The organism is Streptomyces sp. PA03-6a (genome assembly GCF_033792765.1).
Taxonomy (GTDB): Bacteria; Actinomycetota; Actinomycetes; order Streptomycetales; family Streptomycetaceae; genus Actinacidiphila.
This window is the reverse complement of record NZ_JARAVK010000077.1, coordinates 13,651-37,262: the sequence shown is the minus strand read 5'-3', so window position 1 is coordinate 37,262 and position 23,612 is coordinate 13,651. Positions and strand designations below refer to the sequence as shown.

At 71.0% G+C, this 23,612-nt stretch carries 2 protein-coding genes and 1 pseudogene; all 3 read left to right on the top strand.

All coding sequences use genetic code 11. The features are described 5' to 3' along the window. Nucleotides 1-501, top strand: a pseudogene (locus PV350_RS19960) (phosphopantetheine-binding protein); the annotation flags it as partial. Between the two features lie 122 nt (nt 502-623). Next, a complete protein-coding gene (locus PV350_RS19955; protein ID WP_500335155.1) occupies nt 624-5,867 on the top strand; it encodes an amino acid adenylation domain-containing protein in 5,244 nt (1,747 codons plus the stop codon). Beyond that, entirely contained in the window at nt 5,770-23,457 is a 17,688-nt protein-coding gene (locus PV350_RS19950) for a non-ribosomal peptide synthase/polyketide synthase (RefSeq protein WP_500335153.1), read from the top strand. The genes PV350_RS19955 and PV350_RS19950 overlap by 98 nt, the downstream gene beginning before the upstream one ends. Nucleotides 23,458-23,612 lie beyond the last annotated feature (155 nt).

The following is a 23,612-nucleotide window of genomic DNA, read 5'->3' as shown; positions in this document are numbered from 1 at the left end:
ACCGCACTCCTCACCCACCCGGCCGTAGGCCAAGCCGCGGTCATCGTCCGGGAAGACCACCCCGGCGACAAACGCCTCACCGGCTACATCGTCCCGGCGGGCGAGTTGTCCGCCGAGGACGTCGACGCCTTCCGGGCGGCGGGCGGCGCCCTCCGGACCCATGTCGCGACCCTGCTGCCGGAGTACATGGTCCCGTCCGCGATCGTCGTCCTGGACGCGCTGCCGCTGACGGTGAACGGCAAGCTGAACCGTGCCGCCCTCCCGGCGCCCGATTACGCCGGCCAAGGCGAGCGGAGGGAACCCGCATCAGCCGAGGAAGCCGCTCTCTGCGACATCTTCGCCAAGGTGCTGGGCGTCCCCGGCTTCGGAGTGGACGACAACTTCTTCGACCTCGGCGGGCATTCCCTCCTCGCGACCCAGCTCGCCGGTCATATCCGCGCCACCCTCAACAGGGAAGTGCCGATCCGCGCGATCTTCGAAACGCCCACTCCGGCCGGACTGGCGAAGCGGCTGGGACCGGAGAAGAACAGCCGGCCCGTCCTGCGTCCCCGCCCGCGCTAGGCACTGTCGTTCCTGCGCACCCTTACCTGTTCAGTCCGTCATTTGTCGTAGAGAGCACTCCGATGATTCCTCTGTCCTTTGCCCAGCAGCGGTTGTGGTTCCTCGGTGAACTGCAGGGACCCAACGGGATGTACAACATCCCGATCACTCTGCGGCTCACCGGTGACCTGAACCGGGAGGCCCTGCACACGGCACTGGCGGACCTGACCGAGCGGCACGAGGCGCTGCGTACGCTGATCGCGACGGATGACGGCGTCCCCGAGCAGCGGATCCTCTCCCCGGACGACACCGGCCTGCGGCTACCGGTGATCGAGGTGGCGGAAGACGACATCGCGCGGGTGGTGGCCGAGGAATCCGCCCGTCCGTTCGACCTCTCCCGCGAGATCCCCTTGCGGGCATGTCTTCTCGCGGTGGCACCACGCGACCACGTGCTGGTCCTGGTGGCCCATCACATCGCGAGTGACGGCTGGTCCCTGGCGCCTTTGGCGCGGGACGTCTCCACCGCCTACACCGCCCGGTGCAAGGGTCACGCCCCCACCTGGGAACCGCTCCCGATCCAGTACGCCGACTACGCCCTCTGGCAGCGTGAACTCCTCGGGGGCGAGGACGACCCGGCGAGCTTCCTCCATCAGGAACTGTCGTACTGGCGGCAGGCGCTGGCCGACCTGCCGGAGGAACTGCCCCTGCCGTTCGACCGTCCGCGCTCGTCCGTGCCGAGCCACCGCAACGGCAGCGCGGACCTCGACATCCCCGCCGACCTGCATCGGCGGCTCGCCGCCCTTGCCCGGGCCGAGGGCGTCACCATGTTCGCGGTGCTCCATGCCGCGCTCGCCACCACCCTCTCCCGTCTCGGCGCCGGCACCGACATCCCCATCGGGACTCCGGTGGCCGGGCGTACCGAGGTCGCTCTCAACGAGCTCGTCGGCTTCTTCGTGAACACCCTGGTGATCCGCGGCGACCTGTCGGGACGCCCGTCCTTCCGTGATGTGCTGGCCCGGGTGCACGAACGGAATCTGGACGCGCTGACCCATCAGGAACTGCCCTTCGAGCGGCTGGTGGAGGATCTCGCGCCCGCCCGGTCGCTGGCCCGTCAGCCGTTGTTCCAGGTCATGCTGGCGTTGCAGGACAACGTCGAACCGGCCCTCGCGCTGCCCGGCCTGGACGTGACCGTGCTGGCGAGCAGGGAGGCGCCGGCCCGGGCCGACCTCGCCGTCTCCGTCCGGGAGACCTTCGGTCCCGGCGGCGTCCCGGCCGGTCTCATGGGTGGCATCGGCTACGCGGCGGACCTGTTCGACCACGGCACCGTGCGGACACTGATCGAGCGCTTCGTGCGGGTACTGGACGCGGTGACCGCCGACCCGGCACAGCCCGTCGACGACATCGACCTGCTCAGCCCGGCCGAACGCCGGCAGGTCGTGGTCGGGTGGAACGACACCGCGCACGACGTCCCGGCGGCGACGCTGCCCGAGCTGTTCCAGGCACAGGTGGTTCGCACCCCCGACGCGGCGGCGGTGATGTTCGAGGACTTCGAGGTGTCCTACTCCGAGCTCAACGCCCGCGCCAACCGTCTCGCCCGCCACATGGTCGGCCACGGCGTCGGCCCGGAGACCCTCGTCGGGGTGCATCTCGAACGCTCCGCCGATCTGGTCGTCACCCTCCTGGCGGTGGTGAAAGCCGGCGGCGCCTACGTCCCCATCGACCCCGACCACCCCGCCGACCGCATCGCCCACCTGCTCTCCGACGCCCGGCCCGCCGTCGTCGTCACCACCGGCGCTCTCCTCCCCCGTCTCCCCGCCGGTGAGGAGGTGCGGCACCTCGTCCTCGACGACCCGGACACGACGCTCACCCTCGACGGCCTGTCCCCGACCGACCTGGACGACAGTGACCGCCATGGTGTGCTGCTGCCCGCGCACCCGGCGTACGTCATCTACACGTCCGGCTCGACCGGACGGCCCAAGGGTGTCGCCGTACCGCACCAGGGGGTGGTCAACCGGCTGGAATGGATGCAGCACCAGTACCCGATCGGAGCCTCGGACCGGGTGCTGCAGAAGACCCCGTTCGGATTCGACGTGTCGGTCTGGGAGTTCTTCTGGCCGCTCCTCCAGGGCGCCGTCCTGGTGGTGGCCCGCCCCGCCGGACACCGCGACCCCGGCTACCTTGCCGACCTCATCCGGACCCGGCACGTCACCGTCAGCCACTTCGTCCCCTCCATGCTGAGGGCCTTCCTCACCGAGCCCTCGGCCTCCCACTGCACCGCCCTGCGCGCCGTCCTCTGCAGCGGCGAAGCCCTCACCCCCGAGCTCCGCGACCAGTTCCTGCGCACGCTGAACGCTCCCCTGCACAACCTCTACGGCCCCACCGAAGCCTCCATCGACGTCACCCACGCCTCGCATCTCGCAGCTGACGGCCCGACCGTCCCCATCGGCCGACCGGTGTGGAACACCCGCACCTACGTCCTCGACGCCTCCTTGCGACCCGTTCCCCCCGGCGTCCCCGGCGAGCTCTACCTCGCCGGCGCCCAGCTCGCCCGCGGCTACCTCAAGCGCCCCGGTCTGACCGCCGAGCGCTTCGTCGCCAACCCCCACGGCGGGCCCGGCGAACGCATGTACCGCACCGGCGACCTCGTCCGCTGGACCACCGACGGTCAGCTGGAATACCTCGGGCGCACCGACGACCAGGTCAAGATCCGCGGCTTCCGCATCGAGCTCGGCGAGGTCGAAGCCGCGCTGACCTCCCACCCGTCCGTTGCCCAGGCCGCCGTCATCGTCCGCGAGGACCACCCCGGCGACAAACGCCTCACCGGCTACCTCGTCCCCAAGAGCGACATCGACGGCACCGACGTCCGCACCCACGTCGCCGGCCTGCTGCCCGACTACATGGTGCCCTCGGCCGTGGTGGTCCTGGACGCCCTCCCCGTCACGGTGAACGGCAAGCTCGACCGGGCCGCCCTGCCCGCGCCCGACTACGGCACGGGGCACGCCGGCCGGGGGCCGCGCACCCCCCGCGAGGAGATCCTGTGCGAGGCCTTCGCCGAGATCCTCGGCCGGCCGCACGTCGGGGTGGACGACAACTTCTTCGACCTCGGCGGGCACTCGCTGCTGGCCGTGACGCTGGTGGAACGGCTGCGCGCCCGTGGCCTGTCGGTCGACGTGCGGTCCCTGTTCACCACACCCACCGTGGCCGGTCTCGCGGCGACCACCGGTCGGGCCGAGGTGCAGGTCCCCGCGAACCGCATCCCGGTCGGTTCGCAGGTGATCACGCCGGACATGCTTCCCCTGGTCGACCTGGACACCGGGCACATCGCGGAGATCACCGCCCGCATCCCCGGCGGCGCCGCGAACGTGGCGGACGTGTACCCGCTCGCCCCGCTGCAGGAGGGCATCCTCTTCCACCACCTCATGGGCGGCGGGACCACGGATGAGGACGTGTATGTCCTCCCCACCGTTCTCCGCTTCGATTCCCGCGACAGACTCGACGCGTTCGTGGCCGCCTTGCAGAAGGTGGTGGACCGGCACGACAACCTGAGGACCGCGGTGCTCTGGGAAGGGCTGCCCGAGCCGGTGCAGGTGGTGCTCCGGCGCGCCGTGCTGCCGGTGCGGGAAGTCGTGCTCACCGGCGACGCCGACGTTTCGGCCGACGACCGCGAACTGGTCGCCCGGCTGCTGGCGGTGTGCCCCCGGTCCATGACCGTCGGCAGTGCTCCGCTGATCCGTATGCACGTGGCCGCGCAGCCGGGCAGCGGACAATGGCTCGCACTGGTGCAGGTCCACCACCTGATCCAGGACCACACCGCGCTGGACGTCATCCTGGGCGAGGTGCAGGCGTTCATCGACGGACGCGACGACGAGCTGCCCGCACCGTCTCCCTACCGCGACGTCGTCGCCCAGGCACGAGGCCAGGTGTCCCGGCAGGAACACGAGACGTACTTCGGTCGCCTGCTGGGTGACGTCACCGAGCCGACCGCCCCGTTCGGGCTGGTGGACGTCCGGGGAGACGGTACGGGGGCCACCGAGTCCACCGCCCGTATGGATCCGCGACTCTCGGAGAGACTCCGTGAGCAGGCACGGCGCCTCGGCGTCAGCCCGGCGACGTTGTTCCACGTTATGTGGGCCCGCGTGCTGGCCGCGACCTCGGGCCGCGACGACGTGGTCTTCGGGACGATCCTGTTCGGCCGGATGGGCGCGGGCGCCGAACGGGTCGTGGGTCTGTTCATCAACACCCTCCCGGTCCGCGTCAGCACCGGCGGCACCACCACGCGCGACGTCGTCGGCGCCGTACAGGCCCAGTTGGCCGAATTGCTGCTGCACGAACACGCACCGCTCGCGCTGGCACAGCGGGCGAGCGGGATGCGCGGGGACGCCCCGCTGTTCACGTCGCTCCTGAACTACCGCCACAGCAGGGCGGATTCCGAGCAGGCACGTGACGGGCTTCCGGGCGTGGACGTGCTGTTCATGCAGGAGCGGACGAACTACCCCGTCGGAATGATCGTCGACGACACGGGCGACGGGTTCGTCCTCACGGCTCAGGTCGTCGCACCCGGGTCGCCCGACGTCCTGTGCGCCATGATGGAGACCGTCGGCGAGGGGGTGGTCGCCGCGCTGGAATCGGCTCCGGATGTGCCGCTCGGCGACATCGAGGTGCTGGGTGCCGATGAGCGCCGGCGTGTCCTGGTGGAGTGGAACGACACGGCGCAGGACGTGCCGGCGATGACGCTGCCCGAGCTGTTCCAGGCCCAGGCCGCCCGCACCCCGGACGCGACCGCGGTGGTGCTCGGCGACACCGAACTCACCTACGCCGACCTCAACGCCCGCGCCAACCGCCTCGCCCGCCACCTGGTCGAGCACGGCGTCGGACCCGAGCAACTGGTCGCCCTGGCCCTGCCCCGGTCCATCGACCTCATCGTCACCATCCTGGCCGTGACCAAGGCCGGCGGCGCCTACCTGCCGATCGACCCCGCCTACCCCACCGACCGCATCGCCTACCAGCTCACCGACGCCCGGCCCACACTCCTCATCACCAGCGCAGCAACGCAGCAAAAGCTGAGCGCGGCCGACGTCACACAGCTGTCCCTGGACGACCCCCAGCTGCGACAGGCCCTGTCGGCCCTCCCCGACCACGACCTGACGGACACCGAGCGACACGGTCCCCTGCGCACCGCCCACCCGGCCTACATCATCTACACCTCCGGCTCCACCGGCCGCCCAGGGGGTGACCAGGTGGGCGGCCGGCCGCGCCCTGATCAACGCCTACGGACCGACCGAAACCACCGTCTGCGCCACCACCGGCCGGCTCACCCCTCCCACTGACGTCCACATCGGCACGCCCATCGCCAACACCCGCCTCTACGTGCTGAACACCGCGCTGCGACCCGTCGCCCCCGGCGTCCCCGGCGAGCTGTACATCACCGGACCCGGCCTCGCCCGCGGCTACCTGAACCGCCCAGGCCTGACCGCGGAGCGGTTCGTCGCCAACCCCTACGGCGGACCGGGCGAGCGCATGTACCGGACGGGTGACCTGGCCCGCTGGACCGCCGAGGGTCAACTGGAGTACCTGGGCCGTACCGACCACCAGGTCAAGATCCGCGGCTTCCGCATCGAACCTGGCGAGGTGGAAGCGGCCCTGGCCTCCCACCCGGCCGTGGGCCAGGCCGCCGTCATCGTCCGCGAGGACCAGCCCGGCGACAAGCGCCTTGTCGGCTACGTCGTCCCCACCACCCCGGACGTGGACGCCGCCGCGCTCCGCGCCCATGTCGCCGGCGTGCTGCCCGACCACATGGTGCCCTCGGCCGTGGTGGTCCTGGACGCGCTCCCGCTGAGCGTGAACGGCAAGCTCGACCGCAACGCCTTTCCCGCGCCCGCGTACGCGACAACCGAAGAGTGCCGGGAGCCGCGAACCCCGCAGGAACAGCTCCTGTGCCAGGTGTTCGCCGACGTCCTCGGTCTCCCGCACGTCGCGGTGGACGACAACTTCTTCGACCTCGGCGGCCACTCCCTGCTCGCGACGCGTCTGGTCAGCCGCATCCGCACCACCCTCGGCGTGGAACTCCCGATCCGGGCCCTGTTCGAAACCCCCACCGTCGCCGGACTCGCCGACCGCCTGACCGATGCCGGGACGGCGCGCCGGAGGCTGACCACCGGGTCGCGCCCCGAGGTCGTCCCCCTGTCCTTCGCCCAGCAACGGCTGTGGTTCCTCGGTGAACTCGCAGAACACTCCGGGCTGTACAACATTCCCATCGCCCTCCGGCTCACCGGCGACCTCCACCCCGAGGCCCTTCGCACCGCCATCCACGACGTCATCACCCGGCACGAAGTCCTCCGCACCGTCTTCCCGAGCGTCGACGGCTCGCCCAGCCAGCGCATCCTCGGCCCGGACGCGATCGACCTCCAGCTGCCCGTGATCGACATACCCGAAGGTGAAGTCGCCCGGGCCGTCAGGGAAGGAGCCGCACGCGCCTTCGACCTCAGCCGCGAGATCCCGCTGCGGGCACGGCTGTTCGCGGTGACGCCGCAGGACCACGTCCTGGTTGTCGTCCTTCACCACATCGCCGGTGACGGGTGGTCGATCGGTCCACTGGCGCGGGACATCTCCACCGCGTACGCGGCCCGGGTCGACCACCGGATCCCGGCCTGGGAAGCCCTCCCGGTCCAGTACGCCGACTACACGCTCTGGCAGCGTGAGCTCCTCGGGGACGAAGGCGACCCCGCAAGCCTGCACGGCACGCAGCTGGCCTACTGGCGTGAGACCCTCGCCGGCCTGCCGGAGGAGCTCGCCCTGCCCGGCGACCGCCCCCGGCCGCCGGTGGCGTCCCACCGTGGCGGCACCGCGCGCCTGCACATCGACGCCGACATGCACCAGCGGCTCAGCGCGCTGGCCCGTGCCGAAGGCGTCACCATGTTCATGGTGCTCAACGCGGCACTGGCGACGCTGTTCTCCCGCCTCGGCGCGGGCACCGACATCCCCATCGGCACCCCCGTCGCCGGACGGACCGACGAAGGTCTGACCGACCTCGTCGGGTTCTTCGTCAACACCCTGGTGATCCGCACCGACGTATCGGGCGCCCCCTCGTTCCGGGAAGTGCTGCGGCGGGTCCGCGAGCAGAGCCTGGGCGCCCTCGCCCACCAGGACGTGCCGTTCGAACGGCTGGTGGAAGACCTCGCCCCCGCACGGTCCATGGCCCGCCACCCCCTGTTCCAGGTCATGCTCGCCCTGCAGAACACCGCCGACCCGGCACTCGACCTGCCCGGCCTGGACGGCCGCCTCCTGCCCAACGGGGACCAGCCCGCCAAGTTCGACCTCGACCTCCAGCTCCGCGAGAACCACACCGACGGCCGGCCCACGGGCCTGACCGGCACCATCACCTATGCGGCCGACCTGTACGACCGCTCCACCGTGGACACCCTCGTCCAGCGGCTCCTGCGCGTACTCGACGCCGTCACCACAGACCCCGCGCTTCCGGTCACCGGCATCGACCTCCTCGGTGACGTCGAACGCCGGCAGGTGCTGGTCGACTGGAACGACACCGGCCGTGAGGTGCCGCGGGCCACCCTGGCGGAGTTGTTCGAGACCCAGGCGGCCCGCAGGCAGCACGCCACGGCGGTCGAGTTCGGCGGCGTCGCGTTGTCCTACGCGGAGCTGAACGCGCGGGCGAACCGTCTGGCGCGACTCCTGGTGTCCCGCGGCGTCAGGCCGCAGGACCGGGTGGCGGTGATGATGGACCGCTCGGCCGATGTGGTGGTCGCGCTGCTGGCGGCGGTCAAGGCGGGGGCGGCGTACGTGCCGATCGACCCGGCTTATCCCGCTGACCGGATCGCCTTCATGCTGGCGGACGCCCGGCCGGTTCTGCTGGTCACGCAGCAGGCCCATGTCCGTGCGGACATCCCCGCGGAGCGCGTGGTGGTGGACGATCCCGCCACGGCAGCCAGGCTCGCGGATCTGCCAGGGGAGGACCTGCCGGACGCGGACCGGGGAGGGAGCCTGCTGGCCGGCCACCCGGCATACGTGATCTACACCTCCGGGTCGACGGGGCGTCCCAAGGGCGTGGTCGTGCCCCAGCAGGCGGTCGTCCGCCTCGTACGGCAGGCGAACTACGTCACGCTCGGAACGGATGATGTCGTCGCTCAGGCGTCCTCGGTGTCGTTCGACGCGGCCACGTTCGAGATCTGGGGTGCGCTGACCAACGGTGCGAAGCTGGTGGGCGTCGACCGCGATGTGCTGCTGTCGCCCGAACGGCTCATGGCGCAGATCGAGCGCAGCGGGATCACGACGATGTTCGTCACCACTGCGCTGTTCAACCGTCTGGCGGCGGAGTCGCCAGGCGGGCTCGGACGCCTGCGGTACCTGCTGTTCGGCGGCGAGGCCGTCGACCCTCTGAGCGTTCGGCGGGTCCTGGAGCTCGGCGCGCCGAAGCACCTGCTGCACGTGTACGGGCCGACGGAGACGACAACGTTCGCGACCTGGCAGCCGGTGGAGCGGGTCGAGGGCGGTTCCGTGCCGATCGGCGGACCGGTCTCCGGCAACCGGCTGTACGTCCTGGACGCCGCGCTGCGGCCGGTGCCGCCGGGGGTGGCCGGGGAGTTGTACGTGTCCGGGGCCGGGCTGGCCCATGGCTACGTCGACCGGCCCGCGCTGACCGCGGAGCGGTTCGTCGCCAGTCCCTTCGACGGGGCGGGCGAGCGCATGTACCGCACCGGGGACCTGGTCCGCTGGAACGCTGACGGGCAACTGGAATACCTCGCGCGCACCGACCACCAGGTCAAGATCCGCGGCTTCCGCATCGAACCCGGCGAGGTCGAAACAGCCCTGACCTCCCACCCTGCCGTCGCCCAGGCCGCCGTGGTCGTCCGCGAGGACCACCCCGGGGACAAACGCCTCGTCGGCTACGTCGTCCCGGACACCGACGGCCCGGACGGCGGGGCGGTCCGGGAGTACGTGTCCCGGCTGCTGCCCGACTACATGGTGCCCTCGGCCGTGGTGGTCCTGGACGCGCTCCCGCTCACGGTGAACGGCAAGCTGGACCGCAAGGCCCTGCCCGTCCCCGACCACACCGCCACCAGCCCGGGCCGGGAACCACGGACCCTCCAGGAACACCTCCTCAGCCAGGCGTTCGCCGACGTCCTCGGCCTCCCGCACGTCGGGGTCGACGACAACTTCTTCGACCTCGGCGGCCACTCCCTGCTGGCCACCCGCCTGGTCAGCCGCATCCGCACCGCCCTCGGGGCCGAAATCCCGATCAGGGCCCTGTTCGAATCCTCCACCGTGGCCGGACTCGCCCAGCGCGTGACGGATTCCGGGACGGCACGCCAGAGGCTGACCGCCGGGCCGCGCCCCGCGACGGTGCCGCTGTCCTTCGCCCAGCAACGCCTGTGGTTCCTCGGCGAACTCGAAGGACCCTCCGGGCTCTACAACATCCCCATCGCCCTCCGCCTCAGCGGAGACCTCGACCACGACGCCCTCCGGACCGCCCTCACCGACGTCATCACGCGGCACGAAGCCCTCCGCACCGTCTTCGCGAGCGTCGACGGCACGCCGGAGCAGCACGTCCTCAGCCCCGATGCGATCGACCTCCGGATGCCCGTGACCGAGGTGCCGGAAGGCGAGCTCGAGCAGGCGGTGGCCGACGAGTCCCACCGCCCCTTCGACCTCGCACGCGAAATCCCGCTGCGGGCAAGGATGTTCGCGGTGGCGCCGCAGGACCACGTCCTGGTCCTGGTCCTCCACCACGTCGCCGGCGACGGCTGGTCGCTCACCCCCCTGGCGCGGGACATCTCCATCGCGTACGCCGCCCGGTCGGGCGGCCACTCCCCCGCCTGGGAACCGCTCCCGGTCCAGTACGCCGACTACTCCCTCTGGCAGCGCCACCTCCTGGGAGACCCCGCCGACCCCGGAAGCCTGCACAACGCGCAGCTGGCCCACTGGCGTGAAGCCCTCGCTGATCTGCCGGAGGAGCTCGCCCTGCCCGGCGACCGCCCCCGGCCCCCCGTGGCCACCCACCGCGGCGGCACCGCGCGCCTGCACATCGACGCCGACCTGCACCAGCGGCTCAGCGCCCTGGCCCGCGCCGAGGGCGTCACCATGTTCATGGTGCTCAACGCGGCGGTGGCGACACTGCTGTCCCGCCTCGGCTCGGGAACCGACATCCCCATCGGCACGTCGGTGGCCGGCCGCACCGACGAGAGTCTGGACGAGCTCGTCGGGTTCTTCGTGAACACCCTGGTCATCCGTACCGACGTCTCGGGTGAACCGTCCTTCCAGGAGATGCTGCGCCGCGTCCGCGAGCGGAACCTGGACGCCCTCGCCCGCCAGGACGTACCGTTCGAACGGCTGGTGGAAGACCTCGCCCCCGCACGGTCCATGGCCCGCCATCCGCTGTTCCAGGTCATGCTGGGCCTGCAAAACACGACATCGCCCGTCCTCGACCTGCCGGGGCTTGCCACCGCCCTGCTGCCGACCGGCGAGCAGCCGGCCAAGTTCGACCTCGACATCCAGCTCCAGGAGACCTTCGCTGCCCACGGCCGGCCGAGCGGCCTGACCGGCGTCATCACCTACGCGTCCGATCTGTTCGAGCACACCACGGTCGTCACCCTCGCCGAACGGCTCGTCCGGCTCCTCGACGCCGTGGCCGCCGACGCCGCCCGGCCCGTCACCGGCATCGACCTGCTCAGCCCGGCCGAACGCCACCAGGTCCTCGTGGAGTGGAACGACACGGCACACGAGGTGCCGGCGTCGACGCTTCCGGAGCTCTTCCAGGCGCAGGTGGCCCGCACGCCGGACGCCACCGCCATCGTGTTCGAAGACCGCCAGGTGTCCTACGCCGACCTCAACGCGCGCGCCAACCAGCTCGCCCGCCTCCTGGTCACACACGGCGCCGGCCCCGAACACCTCATCGCCCTGGCGCTCCCCCGCTCGACCGACCTCATCGTCGCCCTGCTGGCCGTACTCAAGACAGGCGCCGCCTACCTCCCCATCGACCCCGACCACCCCGCCGACCGGATCGCCCACCTGCTCACCGACGCACGGCCTGCGCTCCTGGTCACCACGGAAGCCGTCGACCCGGAGGGGGACGTCCCCCGGCTCGTCCTCGACGACCCGCACACGGCACGCGTCCTCGACGGCCTGCCCGCGGGCGACCTCGACGAGGCCGAGCGGCAGGGCCTGTTGCTGCCCGCGCACCCGGCGTACGTCATCTACACCTCCGGCTCCACCGGGCGGCCGAAGGGCGTGGCCGTCACCCACCAGGGCGTGGTCAACTACATCGCCCGCACCTGGGACGCCTATCCCGACCTCAGCGGAAGCACCCTGCTCCACGCGTCCATAGCCTTCGACCTCGGCGTCACGGCCCTGTACGGCGCGCTCACCAGCGGCGGGCGCCTCCACATCGCCCCCTGGGACGAAACCCTCCCCGCCACCCTCGCCGGCCACGAGATCACGTTCCTCAAGGCCACACCCAGCCACCTGGCGTTCCTCCAGACGCTCCCCGGCAACTGGGCGCCCACCGGCCGGCTCATGCTCGGCGGAGAAGCCCTGCGCACGGCGCAACTCCAGCAGTGGCACCGCGACCACCCGGACGTGCCCGTCGTCAACCACTACGGCCCGACCGAGACCACCGTCGGCTGCACCGACCACCCCGTGAACTTCAACGGCGGTACCGGCGATACCGGCCAGGGGATCACGCCCATCGGCCGCCCGATGTGGAACACCCGGACCTACGTCCTCGACGCGGCCCTGCGGCCGGTTCCCCCCGGCACCCCCGGCGAGCTGTACGTCGCCGGCGCCCAGCTCGCCCGCGGATACCTCCACCGTCCCGCCCTGACCGCCGAGCGCTTCGTCGCCAACCCCTACGGCGGGCCGGGTGAGCGGATGTACCGCACCGGCGACCTGGCCCGCTGGACCGGCGACGGCCTGCTCGAATACCTCGGCCGGGCCGACGACCAGGTCAAGATCCGCGGCTTCCGCATCGAACCCGGCGAGATCGAGGCCGCCCTCACCTCCCACCCCGCGGTCACGCAGGCCGCCCTGCTCGTCCGCGAGGACAGTCCCGGAGACAAGCGCCTCGTCGGCTACGTGGTCGGGGGAACGGACGTGGACGGCGCCGCCGTCCGCGCCCACGTCGCCGGTCTGCTGCCCGACTACATGGTGCCGTCGGCCGTGGTGGTCCTGGACGCGCTCCCGCTCACCGCAAACGGAAAGCTCGACCGCCGCGCGCTCCCCGCACCCGCGTACGAGACGACCGGGGGGAGCCGCGAACCGCGGACCCTCCAGGAAGAACTCCTGTGCCAGGTGTTCGCGAGCATCCTCGGTCTGCCGCACATCGGAGTGCACGACAACTTCTTCGACCTCGGCGGCCACTCGCTGCTCGCCGTACGGCTGGTCAGCCGCATCCGCACGGTGCTCGGGGCGGAGGTCCCCATCCGGGCCCTGTTCGAAAGCCCCACGGTCGCCGGACTCGCGGCCCGGCTGGGGGACATGGACGAAACACGGCCTCGGGTCACGCCCAGGCCGCGGCCGGACGTCCTGCCGCCGTCCTTCGCCCAGACGCGGCTGTGGCTGGTGCGTGAACTGGAAGGCGGGAACGCCAACTACAACATCCCGGTGGCCCTGCGCCTGACGGGCGACCTGGACATCGAGGCGACACGCGCCGCCCTGCGCGATGTCCTCGTACGGCATGAAGTGCTGCGGACCGTCTTCCCGGCCCCCGACGGCGCGCCGCAGCAGTCGGTTCTCCCGTCGGAGTCCGTGTCCTTCGACGTGCCGCTCATCGACGTCGCCGAGGCGGACGTGCGGGAGGAGATGGCGCGGGTCTCGCGCTCCGCGTTCGAGCTCCGCACCGACATCCCGCTGCGAGCCTGGATCTTCAGGCTGGGCGCGCGGGAGCACGTGCTGGTGATCGTGGTGCACCACATCGCCGCCGACGCATGGTCGTTGGTCCCCCTGGCGAGGGACGTGTCGGCCGCCTACACGGCCCGGACCAACGGCCGGCCTCCCGTCTGGGAACCGCTGCCGGTCCAGTACGCCGACTACACCCTCTGGCAGCGTGACCTCCTCGGCGACCCGGACGACCCTGCAAGCCTGCACAACACCCAGCTCGCCTACTGGCGGGAAAGGCTGGCCGGGCTGCCGGAGGAACTCGCCCTGCCCACCGACCGCCCCCGGCCCCGGACGGCCACCCACCGAGGCGGCACCTCCGGCCTGCACATCGACGCCGGCCTGCACCAGCGGCTGACCGCACTGACCCGCGCCGAAGGCGTCACCATGTTCATGGTGCTCAACGCCGCACTGGCGACATTGTTCTCCCGCCTCGGTGCGGGCACCGACATCCCCATCGGCACCCCCATCGCCGGACGCACCGACGAAAACCTCGACCAGCTCGTCGGCTTCTTCATCAACACCCTCGTCATCCGCACCGACCTGTCCGGCGACCCCACCTTCCGCGACATACTCCACCGCGTCCGCGACGAGAGCCTGGGCGCCCTCGCCCACCAGGACCTGCCGTTCGAACGACTGGTGGAAGACCTCGCCCCCGCCCGGTCCACGGCGCGCCACCCCCTGTTCCAGACCATGCTCGTGCTGCAGAACGTCGCGCCCGCCACGCTCGATCTGCCCGGGCTGGCCATCGAGAGACTCGACGTCGGCGACAACCCGGTCTTCGACCTGTCCTTCATCCTGGGAGAGGAATTCGACGCCGAGGGCGGTGCCGCCGGTGTGAACGGAATCGTCACGTTCGCCGCCGATCTGTTCGACCGGGCGACCGTCGACATGCTCGTCGACCGGCTTGTCGAGGTGCTGAACGCCGTAACGGCCGACCCGGACCTTCCGGTGGGCCGCCTCGATGTGCTGGGTGCCGATGAGCGCCGGCGTGTCCTGGTGGAGTGGAACGACACCGCCAGCCACGTGCCTGCGGTAACGCTGCCCGAGCTGTTCCAGGCCCAGGCCGCCCGCACCCCGGACGCGACCGCGGTGGTGTTCGGCGACACCGAGCTCTCCTACGCCGACCTCAACGCCCGCGCCAACCGCCTCGCCCGCCACCTGGTCGAGCACGGCGTCGGACCCGAGCAACTGGTCGCCCTGGCCCTGCCCCGGTCCATCGACCTCATCGTCACCATCCTGGCCGTGACCAAGGCCGGCGGCGCCTACCTGCCGATCGACCCCGCCTACCCCACCGACCGCATCGCCTACCAGCTCACCGACGCCCGGCCCGCACTCCTCATCACCAGCGCAGCAACGCAGCAAGAGCTCACCGCAGCCGACGTCACACAGCTGTCCCTGGACGACCCCCAGCTGCGACAGGCCCTGTCGGCCCTCCCCGACCACGACCTGACGGACACCGAGCGACACGGTCCCCTGCGCACCGCCCACCCCGCCTACATCATCTACACCTCCGGCTCCACCGGCCGCCCCAAGGGCGTCACCGTCACCCACCACGGCCTGGCGAGCCTGGTCACCGCACAGGCCGACACGTTCGCGATCACGCCTGCGAGCCGCGTCCTGCAGTTCGCCTCACCCAGCTTCGACGCCGCGATGGCCGAGATCGCGGTGACGTTGGGCAGTGGGGCCCGCCTTGTCCTGGCGGCTCAGGAAGAATTGGCGGGCGGCCCGGCGCTGGCCCGCTTGATCACCACCGGCGCGGTGACTCATGTGACGCTGCCGCCTGTCGTGCTGGCCGAGCTCGCGGCGGACAGCCTGCCCACGGTGACGACGTTGGTGACCGCCGGCGAGTCGCTGCGGCCGGATCTGGTCGGCCGCTGGGCGGCAGGGCGTCGTCTGGTCAACGCCTACGGCCCGACGGAGTCGACGGTCTGCACGACGATGGGGGTGCTGACCGCGGACAGCGCGATCCCGTACATCGGGGAGCCGATCGCTGACACCCGGGTGTTCGTGCTGGACGCCGCGCTTCGGCCGATGCCGATCGGGGTGGCCGGGGAGCTGTACATCTCCGGAGCCGGCCTGGCCCGGGGATACCTCGACCGGCCCGGCCTCACCGCGGAGCGCTTCGTCGCCAACCCCTACGGCGAACCGGGTGAGCGCATGTACCGGACCGGTGACCTGGCCCGCTGGACCACCGAGGGTCAACTGGAGTACCTGGGCCGTACCGACGACCAGGTCAAGATCCGTGGCTTCCGCATCGAGCTCGGCGAGGTCGAAGCCGCCCTGGCCTCCCACCCCGCCGTCGCCCAGGCCGCCGTCATCGTCCGCGAGGACCAGCCCGGCGACAAGCGCCTGATCGGATACGTCGTCCCCACCGGGGACTCCACCCCGAAGAGAGACGGATCCGCCCTCCGCGCCCACGTCGCCAGTCTGCTGCCGGACTACATGGTGCCCTCCGCCGTGGTGTTCCTGGACGCGCTCCCGCTCACGGTCAACCGCAAGCTGGACCGCAAGGCCCTGCCCGCCCCCGATTACACCGCCGGGGTCACCGGCCGGGGGCCGGCGAACGCCCAGGAAGAAATCCTGTGCGCCGTCTTCGCCGAAGTGCTCGACCTTCCGTCGGTCGGCGTCGACGACAACTTCTTCGACCTCGGCGGGCACTCCCTGCTCGCGACCCGCCTGACCAGCCGCATCCGGTCGGTACTCGGGGTGGAGATCCCGATCCGGGCGCTGTTCGAGACCCCCACCCCGGCCGCCCTCGCCGACCGGCTGACCACCTCCAACGCCTCCCGGCCCCCGCTGGCACCGGCGCAGCGCCCGGAACTGGTGCCACTGTCCTTCGCCCAGCAGCGTCTGTGGTTCCTGGGCGAGCTGGAAGGCCCCTCCCCCACCTACAACATCCCGATGGCCCTGCGGCTGACCGGCACCCTGAACACCGACGCCCTGCACACCGCGCTGCACGACGTCGTGCGCCGGCACGAATCGCTGCGCACGGTGATCACCACCGTCGACGGCCAGCCCTACCAGCGAACGCTGGATGCCGACGCGATCGGTGACCTACTTACGGTCGTCGACGCCGAACAGGTCCCGCGGCCTGAGCTGACCCGTCTGGTCGCCGATGCGGCGCAGCACCGATTCGACCTGGCAGGCGAGATCCCGCTGCGCGCCCGCCTGTTCCGGACCGGTCCCGATGACCACCTGCTGGTCGTGGTGATGCACCACATCGCCGGAGACGGCTGGTCGCTGGGCCCGCTGGCCCACGACGTATCGACCGCCTACACCGCCCGCGCCAACGGCCAGGCGCCGGCCTGGGAACCGCTCCCGGTCCAGTACGCCGACTACAGCCTGTGGCAGCGTCAGTTGCTGGGCGACGCGTCCGATTCCGCCAGCCTGCTGTCGGAACAGTTGGTCTACTGGCGCCACGCGCTGGACGGGGCGCCCGAGGAACTGGCGCTGCCGGCCGACCGGCCGCGTCCACCAGTGGCCTCCCATCGCGGCGCCACCGTCGACCTGCACATCGACGCCGAAGTGCACCAGGCCGTCGTGGAACTGGCCCGGGAACACGGTGTGACCGTGTTCATGGTGATGCAGGCCGCACTGACCGTCCTGCTCAACCGCCTCGGCGCCGGGGAGGACATCCCCATCGGCACCCCCATCGCCGGACGGACCGACGAAGCACTCGACGACCTCGTCGGCTTCTTCGTCAACACCCTCGTCCTGCGCTCCGACCTGTCAGGGAACCCCGACTTCACGCAACTCCTCGAGCGCACTCGTGAGCACGCACTCAACGCCTACGCACACCAGGACGTACCCTTCGAGCGTCTCGTGGAAGAGCTCACACCGACCCGGTCGATGGCCCGCCACCCCCTGTTCCAGGTGATGCTCACCCTGCAGAACACCGGACAGGCCAAACTCGACCTGCCCCGCCTGACCGTCGAGGCCCTGCCCACCGGCAACGGCCCCGCCAAGTTCGACCTGGACCTCCAGCTCAACGAACACCTCACCGACAGCGGAACCCCGGCGGGCCTGCACGGCGTGATCACCTACGCCACAGACCTGTTCGACCACCACACCGCGGCCGCAATCGCTGAACGCTTCATCCGAGTCCTGGAAACCGTGACCGCCGATCCGTCGGTGCCGGTCAACCGCATGGACGTGCTCGACGCCGCCGAGCGGGACCGCATCCTGGTGGAATGGAACGACACCGCCCGCGACGTTCCCCTCGCAACCCTTCCCGAGCTGTTCCAGGCCCAGGCCGCGCGCACCCCGGACGCGACCGCGGTCGTGTTCGAGGACACCGAGCTGTCCTACTCCGAACTCAACACCCGCGCCAACCGGCTCGCACGCCTTCTCATCGACCGCGGCGTACGGCCTGAAGACATCGTCGCTCTGGCACTGCCACGGTCGATCGACCTCATCGTCGCCATCCTGGCCGTACACAAGGCAGGAGCTGCCTACCTGCCGATCGATCCGCGCTATCCCGCGGATCGAATCGCCTACATGCTCAGCGACGCCCGACCGGCAGTCCTCATCACCGGCGAAGCAGAGCAGGACGAACTGCCGCCCACCGGCGTGGTGCGACTGTCGCTGGAGGAAGCGCAGTTGCGGGAAGACCTGGCGGGCCACCCCGGCCACGACGTGACCGAGGCCGAACGCCACGGTCCGCTGCTGATCGGCCACCCCGCCTACGTCATCTACACCTCCGGCTCCACCGGCACCCCCAAGGGCGTCCTGGTCACCCACCGGGGTGTACCGAACCTCGCCGCCGACCACATCGAACGGCTCCGGATCGGACCCGAAAGCCGGCTGCTGCAGTTCGCCTCGCCCAGCTTCGACGCCTCGGTGGCCGACATGTGGCCGGCATGGCTGGCGGGTGCGGCCGTGGTGCTGGCTTCCGCTGACGAGATGTCGCCCGGTGCGCCCTTGGCACAGCTGGTCGCCAGGCAGCGCGTCACACACGCGACCCTGCCCCCTGCGACGCTGCCGCTGCTCGCCTCCGCGGGCGGTCTCCCGGAAGCGACAACCCTGGTCGTCGCCGGTGACGTGTGCCCGCCGGAGACCGCCGAGCGGTGGTCTCGCGGCAGGCTCATGCTGAACATCTACGGGCCGACGGAAGCGACGGTCGCCTCACTGGCCAGTGCCCCCTTGTCCGGGTCCGGCGTTCCGCCCATCGGCGCACCCCTGTGGAACATGCGCGCGTACGTGCTGGACTCCGCTCTGCGACCGGTGCCGCCTGGCGTCGCCGGCGAGTTGTACCTGGCCGGCGTGCAGCTGGCCCGGGGATACGTCAACCGGCCCGCGCTGACCGCGGAGCGATTCGTCGCCAACCCCTACGGCGGGCCGGGTGAGCGGATGTACCGGACCGGTGATCTGGCCCGGTGGAACGCCGACGGGCAGCTGGAGTACCTGGGCCGCACCGACCACCAGGTCAAGATCCGCGGCTTCCGCATCGAACTCGGCGAGGTCGAAGCCGCCCTGGCCTCCCACCCCGCCGTCGCCCAGGCCGCCGTCATCGTCCGCGAGGACCAGCCCGGCGACAAGCGCCTGGTCGGATACGTCGTCCCCGCCGCCCCGGACGTGGACGCAGCGGCGATCCGCGCCCATGTCGCCGACCTGCTGCCGGACTACATGGTGCCGGCGGCGATCGTCGAACTGGACACGCTCCCGCTCACGGCGAACCGCAAGCTCGACCGCAAGGCCCTGCCCGCCCCCGAATACGGCGCCGGGGTCACCGGGCGGGGGCCGGCGAACGCCCAGGAGGAAATCCTGTGCGCGGTCTTCGCCGAAGTGCTCAACCTGCCGTCGGTCGGCGTCGACGACAACTTCTTCGAACTCGGCGGGCACTCCTTGCTCGCAGTGACGCTGGTGGAGCGGGCGCGGGAGCGGGGCATCGCCGTGGATGTCCGCTCGCTGTTCGTCAGCCCGACGGTGGCGCAACTGGCCACGGCCGTCGAACAGGCGGCCGGGGAGGTGGCCGTCACGCCGAACGGCATCCCCGCCGATGCCACGGTGATCACGCCGGAGATGGTGACGCTGGTCGACCTCACCGGCGAGGAGATCGATCGGATCGTCGCCGCCGTTCCGGGAGGGGCGGCCAACATCGCCGACATCTACCCGCTGGCCCCGTTGCAGGAGGGGATCCTCTTCCACTCCCTGATAGAGAGCGGGAAGGCCAGGGACCCCTACGTCCTGCCGATCGTGCTGGGCTTCGATTCCCGGGCACGGGTGGAGGCGTTCCTCGCCGCGGTGCAGCGGGTCGTCGACCGGCATGACATCCTGCGGACCTCCTTCGTCTGGGAGGGGCTGCGCGAACCGGTCCAGGTGGTGGCGCGCCAGGCAACGCTTGCCGTGCGGGAGGTGGACCTCCCCGCGGAGATGGACCATGACAGTTCGGACGTAGCGGACGGGCTCCTCGCGGCATGCCCGCCGCGTATGGACCTCTCCCGAGGCCCGTTGCTGCACGCCCATGTGGCCCGGCAACCGGGCGGGGGCCGCTGGATGGCGGTCCTGCAGGTCCATCACCTGATCCAGGACCACACCGCGTTGGACGTGGTCATGGGTGAGGTGGCCGCCTTCCTCGACGGGCGGCAGGACACCCTGCCCGAGCCGCTGTCGTTCCGGGAGTTCGTCGGGCAGGCCAGGTCGGGAGTGTCCTCCCGGGAACACGAGGCGTTCTTCGCGGCTCTGCTCGGCGATGTGAGCGAGCCGACCGCGCCGTACGGCCTGCTGGACGTACACGGAGACGGCCGTGACGTGACCGAGGCGCGGACGCCGCTGGACGCGGACCTCGCGGTACGCCTGCGGGAGCAGGCCCGGCGCCTGGGTGTCAGCCCGGCGACGCTGTTCCACGTCGCCTGGGCGCGCGTCGTGTCAGCCACCTCCGGCCGTGACGACGTGGTGTTCGGCACCGTGCTGTTCGGCCGGATGAACGCCGGAATCGGCGCGGACCGGGTGCCGGGACTGTTCATGAACACCCTTCCCGTCCGGGTGAACGCGAATGCCGGTGGCGTGCTGGAGGCGGTGCGGGGGATGCAGCGGCAGCTCGCGGAGCTGCTGGTGCACGAGCACGCTCCGTTGGCGGTGGCACAGCAGGCCAGCGGGGTTTCCGCCCAGACCCCGCTGTTCACCTCGCTGTTCAACTACCGCCACAGCGAGGCCGCCGCTGCCGGCGCCGGGCTCGACGGCGTCGATCTGCTCCAGGCGCACGAGCGCACCAACTACCCGGTCGCCGTCAGCATCGACGACACCGGTGAGGGCTTCGTCGTGAAGGCTCAGACCGTCTCCCCGATCGATCCGCACGCCCTTGCCTCGATGGTGACCACGGCGGCCGACGCCGTCGTGTCGGCGCTGGAGACGGCACCGTCGACCGCACTCGGCCAGGTCGAGGTGCTCGAAGCCGTCGAGCGGGAGCGGCTTCTGGTCGAGTGGAACGACACCGCCCATGATGTTCCTCCCTCGACGCTTCCCGAGCTGTTCCAGTCGCAGGCAGCCCGGACCCCGGACGCGGCCGCGGTGGTGTTCGAGGGGCTCCAGCTCACCTACGCGGAGCTGAACACGCGGGCCAACCGGCTGGCGCGACTGCTGGTGACGCGTGGTGCGGGTCCCGAGAACCGGGTGGCGGTCATGATGGACCGCTCCGCCGACCTCGTCACCACCCTGCTCGCCGTGGTCAAGGCCGGCGCGGCATACGCGCCGATCGACCCGGAGTACCCGGCCGAGCGGGTGGCCTATGTGCTGCGGGACGCCAAGCCGACGCTGGTGGTGACCACCCGGGAGGTCGAAGGCGTACTGCCGGAGACCGTGGCACGGGTGGTGCTGGACGACCCGACAACCATCACCAAGCTGGCCAGGATGACCGACGACGACCTGTCGGACACCGACCGCGGCGGAGCGCTGCTGCCCGCCCACCCGGCGTACGTGATCTACACCTCCGGCTCCACCGGACGGCCCAAGGGCGTGGCGGTCCCGCACGCGGGTGTCGTGAACCGGCTCGCGTGGATGCAGGACACCTACCGGCTGACAGCGGACGACCGGGTGGTGCAGAAGACACCGTTCGGGTTCGACGTGTCCGTATGGGAGTTCTTCTGGCCCCTGCTCGAAGGCGCCACCCTCGTCATGGCCCGCCCCGGCGGACACCGCGACCCCGACTACCTCGCCGACCTCATCCGCCGCGAACACGTGACCATCGCCCACTTCGTCCCATCAATGCTGCAGGTCTTCGTCACCGCGGCCGAGACCTCCCAATGGGCCCTGCCATCACTGCGCGCCGTCATGGCCAGCGGCGAAGCCCTGCCCGCCGAACTCCGCGACCGGTTCACGGCCTCCTTCGGCGTCCCCCTGCACAACCTGTACGGACCCACCGAAGCATCCATCGACGTCACCGCCCACGCCTGCGAACCCGACGCCGACACCGGTGGCGTCGTGCCCATCGGCCGTCCCGTCTGGAACACCCAGACATTCGTCCTCGACACAGCACTGCGACCGGTACCGCCCGGCGTCGCCGGGGAGCTGTACCTCGCCGGAGTCCAACTCGCCCGGGGATACCTCGACCGGCCCGCACTGACCGCCGAACGCTTCGTCGCCAACCCCCACGGTGAACCGGGCGAACGCATGTACCGCACCGGCGACCTCGCCCGCTGGACCACCGACGGGCACCTCGAATACCTCGGCCGCACCGACGACCAGGTCAAGATCCGCGGCTTCCGCATCGAACTCGGCGAAATCGAAACCGCACTCCTCACCCACCCGGCCGTAGGCCAAGCCGCGGTCATCGTCCGGGAAGACCACCCCGGCGACAAACGCCTCACCGGCTACATCGTCCCGGCGAGCAGTTCGGGCGGCGGTGTGGACATCGCGGAAGTCCGTGCCGGCCTGTCAGCCGTGTTGCCGGAGTACATGGTGCCGTCCGCGATCGTCCAGCTGGTCGACGGGTTGCCGCTGACGGTGAACGGCAAGCTCGACCGCGCGGCGCTGCCGGCCCCGGATCACTCCACCACACCCACGAGCGGGCAACCGGGAACCTCCCATGAATACCTGCTCCGCGAGGTATTCGCCGACGTCCTCGGCCTTCCTGAGGTCGGGGTGGACGACAACTTCTTCGAACTCGGTGGGCACTCCCTGCTCGCCGTGCGGCTGTTGGGTGAGATCCGCAACGCCACCGGCACACAACTGTCCCTCGTGAGCGTGTTCCAGAACCCGACCGTGGCAGGCCTGGCGTCGCTCCTCGGCGCCGGCACCGAGGAGGACCTCTTCCAGCCGGTGGTGGCGCTGCGCGGGCACGGAGACCGGCCGCCGCTGTTCTGCCTGCCTCCCGCCAGCGGTGTCGGCCTGTCTTACATCGGTCTGGTGCGGCACCTGGACGCCGACCAACCCGTGTACGGACTGCAGGCTCCGGGGGTCACCCTCGCGCAGACGGCCCCGTCCGACCTCGACGCGCTGGTCACCTGGTACGTCGACCACATCACGAGTGTCCAGCCCAGCGGCCCCTACCACCTGCTCGGCTGGTCCATGGGCGGCAACCTCGCGCACGCCGTCGCGGTACGGCTCCAGGAAGCCGGGCAGGAGGTGGCTCTGCTGGCCGTGATGGACGCCTACCCGCCGGACACCGGGGCTCCGCACGAGGAGGCCGACGACCACACCATCATGGTTCAGCTCCTGCACGCCCTCGGGCACCCGGTGGACACCCCGGAGCATCCGCTCACCGTGCCCGGGACACTGAAGATCATCAAGGAGGAGATCCCCGCCCTGAAGGAGCTGACCGAGGACCACATCCGAGGGGTCATCCAGAACACTCGCGACAACTGGCGGATGGTCCGGCGCACCACGCCGGGACACTTCGCCGGCGACATCCTCCACTTCCCCGCCACCGAGACCGGGTTCTCACAGGAGGAGGTCCGCCGGCGGTGGGCGTCCTACTTCACCGGGCACCTGTCCATCCATCCCGTCGCCTCCGCGCATAACGACATGACCCGGCCCGATCCCCTGCGTCAGGTGGGGACCGTACTGGCTGCCGTCTTGGCGAGCCGTTCGCAGTGACGTCGGGGCCCACGCGCGAAATCGCGCGTGGGCCCCGCGCGCGGGAGGGCGGAGCGGCAGGAACGGGATCTCCTTCTGGTCAGCCGGCGTAGACACCCTGATGATCACCGCTGTCGTCCCCGTGCTTCTGCCGCGTCAACTCCCGCTCAGCGCGG